This is a genomic window from Bartonella sp. MM73XJBT.G (genome assembly GCF_028618435.1).
In the GTDB taxonomy this organism is placed as follows: Bacteria; Pseudomonadota; Alphaproteobacteria; order Rhizobiales; family Rhizobiaceae; genus Bartonella.
This window is the reverse complement of sequence record NZ_JAQISW010000037.1, coordinates 1-5,476: the sequence shown is the minus strand read 5'-3', so window position 1 is coordinate 5,476 and position 5,476 is coordinate 1. Positions and strand designations below refer to the sequence as shown.

Sequence of the window (5,476 nt, the reverse complement as noted above, 5' to 3'; positions counted from 1 at the left end):
CTCTATTGACCATAGCACCGCCACAAACATGGGCATTATCGCAAACCCTAGCATTGTCAAAAACTATAGCATCTTCATAAACATGGGCATTATCATAAACTTGAGAACTTCCTAAAACACGTGCTTTATCATAAACCTCAGCATTGCCATAAATTCTAGTCTTATCAAGAAACTTGCCATAAATAGTGTCATAAATTTTTGCATTGCCATACACTTTAGCATGTCCAAAAATATCCCCATAAATCAATGCGTTCTCATAGACTTGCGCATTGCCATAAACCTCAGCTCTAATATGCACGCTAGCATTGCCATAAACTCTTGCATTTTCATAAATTTTAGCAGAGCCAGTAATTTTTGCATTATCCAAAACATGGGCATTATCGAAAACCCGCGCATCCCCATAAACCATGGCATTGCCACCGACCCAGCAATTGCCATTATCAGCTAAATTTGCCACCTTGTGTATAAAGCCACCGAGGTCCCCCGCCTTTACATTGGAAAAATCCCTTAAAGCACGAATGCGATAAAGAGTATAATCACCTACTTCAATTGTTTCGTCTGTAAATTCATATTTTTTTGCAGGCTCTTGTTTATTATTAGATGCGGTTTCATTTGAAATGTTAGAGGAAATTGTATTGTTTTGTGATGTAGTATTCATAACTAAATCCTATCTGTTTTAAGGTTTCTTATTAGAGCCCTATAAGGGCGTCGGGTGCTAAGAAACGCGGCAGATAGTCCGCTGTTACGCTTTTCCCATAAGGGTATTGCATGGCGTAACGACACCCGACAAAATCACTATATATGCTTTTTATAGCATAAAGAATAGCCATTTTTTTAACGGGATTAGGTTTATCGTAACCAGTCCGCTATCTGTTCAGTGTTTCTTAATCACTTGATTATTTATATAACAAAATACGTATTTATTGTCAATTATTATTTTATCTTTTTTGATATTTTTTATTATTTTTTTAAATGCATTGTGTGTATATATTTGTCATATGCTTATTAATCGCTTCTTATTTATTATATGCTTTTAAAGCTATATTATGGGCTTTCTTAAACGATTGCGTTATTTTTTGAATCTATACATTTATAATATTTAGAAACGCTCTCATGATGCGTATTTTTAACTTTATAACGTATCTATTTTTTCACTAAATGTTTTTTAAAGATTTCTGTTAATTTCTTTTATAACACATTTGCAACTTAACAGCCTTTTATAGGGACTATCTTTATAAGCAATGCATTCATTTGCATTATGATTATAAGACCTTGCTGTTTTCACGCATTCTTTATAGCCATGGCATTATTTTTCATTTTCATAAGAGAAATGATAAAGAGGATAATTGCGATTTATAGCTTGTTATGAAATCTCTAAAGAGAGATTGATAACTATAGAGATTAGCAAAATCCCTTTTAATAGACTTTTGTCATTTTTGTCAGTTGTTTCTAGACCCTAGAGTATTTTTTTTAAATGAGATAAAAAATTAAAAACATTATTTTTCAATAGGTTAAGTTTTATCGATTTTTCAAAATACAACTTATTAAAACAACCATAACAAATAAATACAACTGTAAATATATATTTGTCAGTTATGTGTCAGTAAATTGAACTGACAAAAGTGATCATTTTAGTGAGTGATTAAAACGTGCTTTATGAAAAGCATATGAAAATGAAAACTGATTACGTTATCCAAATCCCTTTAATGAATTTTATCAGTCCACTTAAATGGATAAACTTATAATTTTAAGAGAATGATTAAAAGACGTTTTATGAAAAGCATGTGATCTTTTAAAGCCTTTCAAAAGACAGTTTATAATCATAAGAAATGCTATCAAGATAGTGATGGTTATAGTTTTGATGATTTTGAAGATTTTGAGGGTTCCTTTTATGCCCCCTTATATATTTTTTTCAATCAAAAATAAAAGTTATTATATTTCAATGTGTTAAGATTTATGATTTTTCTAAAAAACAACCCGCATTGATATTGCAACCCATAAATACAACCAATGGTATATTTTTTGAAGGTATTTTGAGAGTTTGAGAAACCTTCAAAACCTATAAGTAATATAAGAAAATGAATATACATAACTTTCTTTAAACAAGGCTTTTAAAAACGATAAAGCTATCATTTGAGATTACGGTATAACCTCTTAAAGGCAATGTAAAAAAAATCTAACTCACTTTAAGAGAGGATTTCTTAAAAGTCTTAAAGCAATCCAAATGAGAGTATCTAAAAGTGCAAGTTTTTTCTTTTTAGAATAACGCATGATAAATTATCCTTTTAAAAAAGATTGTATGTAAGCAATTTATAAAAGGGGTATAAAACCTATAGTTATAAGACCTTATACCCCTTGTGAATTTATCATACCCATCATGTGAGCATGGCAAGTCTATTCAGTTTCTCTAATTTCTAGTTTTGGTAAGTTTTTAACGATTTTCATTGTCTCTAAACTTACGGTAATAACCCTTTGAAACAATTCTAATGGATAAGCAGGGTTTCCAACCGTTTCAACAGCATAGCGATTGGCATCATTAACAATGCCACTCTTTTTATCAGTCTTAACGCATTGACGCCCCATAACCCATTCAAGAGCGGGTTTACCATTGACAATATATTCATAAGCTTCAAGAGGAATATCTGTTATCGTGATATTACTATTATAAATAACCGTCGATTTATCCTTTTCCTTGCCATTTTTAATTTTTGCGAATTTCATTTCAGTCACATAATAAAACTTTTCTGGATTAGAAATATCAGTCTGTTTTGGATTACCCTTTTTAAAGGTCACTGGATAAAGTTCCACATCTTCATAATTTACGTGCAAATGACCCAGTTCACGCCCTGCTGTAACAAATTTCCAAAAATCATCAGTACTCTTTACACAAGGGATACGAGGCAATTCTTTAGAGAGGTTATCAGCATAGCGACTGCGATAATCTTCTGAATGTAAAAGACCGTAAACATAATAGAATAAATCATCTTTAGTTACGGCTTCATTAGGATAAGCTGCTTTAAAACGGTCTAGACCTTCATCAGTAATAGCATCACGCCTCTGGAAACCAGTTGTTTTGTTTTGCTCTGTAGCATTTGAAAATAAATGAATTTGTTTTTTATTTTTATTTTTTGAAACGGAAGCATCTTCGTAAAAATATCTTGGAAAGCATTGACTATTCTCTATCACCTGAACATCAGATACAGTCTTAATCATAAGTACAGAAAAGCCCTTCTTTGCTCCTATACCTGTAAGTTGTATCATCTTATTATCAACCGCTTTCCCCATAGGGAATATCCGCGGCATTTGATAAGTTCTTTCATTAAAAATACGATTATAGTAAAGCCACTGTTGTGTAAAAGGACGATACAAACTTTGTGTAAGGCACGCATTTTCAAATTCAGAAAACTTTCCTCTTACCAATTCTTCTTTCAAACTGCTACTCCAACTGATCTTTTTTTCATCTGTATCGACAAAATCATTTACAACTTTTATACGTAACTTACGCTCAGTATGTGAATAAGCATCATTAAAACGTTTCAATTCATTGTTATAGAAGGCAATCATATCACTCATATTCTTAGCTAAAGCTTTACGGCTCGAATTGTATGCCCAAGCATCACGACCGCTTGAGATACCACAAGAATAAGTCTCAAAGAGCTTTTGATCATGCCCTTTTTTATCACCTAAGGCTAAAAACGCCTTGAAACTCTCATTACGTTGACCAAGCCAATCACCGTATTCGTCTGGTGTAATCATTTTCCAGCTTTGCTCACTCCGTGTAATGCCATCAATACTACCAAGGGATTCAATTATCGTAAGCTTTTCTTCCCTTTTAAGATAATCTCCAATATCACGAAAATATATTTTCCCACGCTGTTGAGATTCTGGATTTTTTACGAGAATAGAAATCGCTATAGGGGCACGAGATCCTTCACCAAAAATCTTACCCCCTTCTTTTCGAGATAGTTCTCCAGAGGTTCGTTGATTACCCCGTAAATGGAAAATATAAAGGCTCGAAAACTCCTCAACGAGGCATTTGCGTAAGCCATTCATAGCGTTTGCATCTACAAAATTTGCATTTGTAACAAAACCAATAACACCACAATCTTTTATGCGGTCACTTGCCCAGCGGATAGCACGAATATAACTATCATAAAGTCTATTAACATTACTTGCTTTAGATTGAACGGCATAAGTTTCGCGAATACGTTTATCTAATATCGGATAAGGAGTATTTTTTGCATTGTCGTTTTCACTTTTTTGTCCAAATGAATAAGGAGGATTGCCAAAGATAACCTTGATATTTAGATTTTTCTGATGTTCTAAATATTCACTGTTTTCTTTAAATAATTTTTGTAGCAGATTTTTCTCTTCAAGCATCCGAAACGTATCGGTTAAACCAATATGCTTAAAAGGGATATATTCCCCTTTCATAAGACTATGATAAGTCGATTCAATGTTAATGGCTGCTATGTAATACGCTAAGAGAACAATCTCATTGGCATGGATATCATGACGGAATTTATATTCCATATCCTCTGGTTTTATGAGATTGGATTGTAAAAGCCTTGTGATAAAGGTTCCAGTACCCGTAAAAGGGTCAAGAATAGAAACACCACGTGATCCTAGGCTTTTTCCAAATTCATTGCGTAACACTTCATCAACAGAATGAATAATAAAATCCACAACCTCAACGGGGGTATAAACAATCCCAAGCCTATCCGTGGTTTTCTTAAATGCCTTGGCAAAAAAATCTTCATATAGCTTGATAATAAGGTTCTGTCTTGCTTGGGGTTCGGTAATTCCAGAGGCACGGAATTTTACGCTGTTATAAAATTTTTGTAATTCCTTTGACTCTTGCTGGATATTGGTTTTATCCAACTCAGCTAAGATCTTTTCCATCGCTTGCGAGATACTATTGTTCTGGACAAACTTATTGCCTTCAAACAAAGCTTCAAACACGGGACGCGTCACAAGATGTTGTCCTAACATCTCAAGCGCTTCCTCTTGGGTAATACTGTCGTTTAAATTACTCTTTAACTCCTTATGAAAGCTCTCAAAAGCATGATAGGCTTTACTGGTTTTATCAGAAAGGATATCTTTAAGACGATTAATGTGGTTTTGAGCAATCTCCGCAACATTGTTCGCCCATATGCCCCAATAATCCGCAAGGGTCGATTTTTTAATCAGAAGGGTTTTGAGAGCATTAGGAAATGCCATCACAAAGTTAAAACGTTCTTGACCATTATGGGGGGTAAGCGATTTTCGCAGTGGATAGACATTCCCCGCACTCGCACTTTCTGGTTTTGCGTGAAGGGGGATATCATCAACAACCGTTGTGACATTCTCTAAGTCACTATTTTGAGAAACCGTAACAATATCGATAATAGAACTTACATCTTGCCCTAAATTCATTTGGTTAAGGGTTTTGCTAAAATTCTCATCATGAGAAAGCAAAGCATTGAGAACTTGCCAA

2 protein-coding genes are annotated in these 5,476 nt (G+C 33.7%); both read right to left on the bottom strand.

Annotated features, from left to right (window positions below; all coding sequences use genetic code 11):
- Positions 1-658 (bottom strand): hypothetical protein (locus tag PVV59_RS09150; RefSeq protein ID WP_273755797.1); only part of this gene is annotated, 658 nt, incomplete at its 3' end.
- A 1,736-nt stretch (positions 659-2,394) separates the two neighbouring features.
- Positions 2,395-5,476 (bottom strand): type ISP restriction/modification enzyme (locus tag PVV59_RS09145; protein WP_273755796.1); only part of this gene is annotated, 3,082 nt, incomplete at its 5' end.